Origin of the sequence: Pseudomonas sp. 32_A, from assembly GCF_017490905.1 — a bacterium.
Classification (GTDB): Bacteria; Pseudomonadota; Gammaproteobacteria; order Pseudomonadales; family Pseudomonadaceae; genus Aquipseudomonas; species Aquipseudomonas inefficax.
In genome coordinates, this window is the sequence record NZ_JAFGYI010000129.1 from 1 (window position 1) to 594 (window position 594).

Consider the following 594-nt stretch of genomic DNA (forward strand, 5'->3'; position numbering starts at 1 on the left):
ACCGCTATTTCCCGACGCTCGAGGCGCTCGGCGCCGAGCTGGAAGCGCTCGAGGACCGGATCTTCGAGAAGACGGGCACGGCCGCCGCCCGCGCGCTGATCGAGGATCTGTACAGGCTCAAGCGCCGGCTCGTGATGCTGCAGCAGCACACGGCGCCGCTCGTCGAGCCGCTCGCGAAACTCGTCGGCGGCCGCGTTCCGCAGGTCTGCGCGGGGATGGACCATTACTTCCGCGACGTCTACGATCATCTGCTGCGGATCGTGCGAACGATCGAAGGGCGGCGCGAGATGCTCGTCACCGCGATTCAGGTGAACCTCGGGATGATCTCGCTCGCGGAGAACGAAGTGACGAAGCGGCTCGGTTCGTTCGCCGCGCTGTTCGCGATCCCGTTCGATGCAACCCCCCGCTACAGCGCCATTGCCCGGCAGACCGGCAACCACAGTGCCGAGCGTGCGACCGGCGCCGCCCATGGCCGCCACCCGATCCCGAACATCGACCCGTGTCATCAGCTGAACGATCCTCCGGCCACCCTTACGCGCTTTGCCGTCGTCCTGGCGGCCAAGCAGTACCTGCTCGCGCTGGACGGCCGCACAA

General features: G+C 67.3%; 1 protein-coding gene. It reads left to right on the forward strand.

What is annotated here, in order from left to right:
- Nucleotides 1–594 (forward strand): CorA family divalent cation transporter (locus tag J5M58_RS25915; protein WP_207880170.1); only part of this gene is annotated, 594 nt, incomplete at both ends.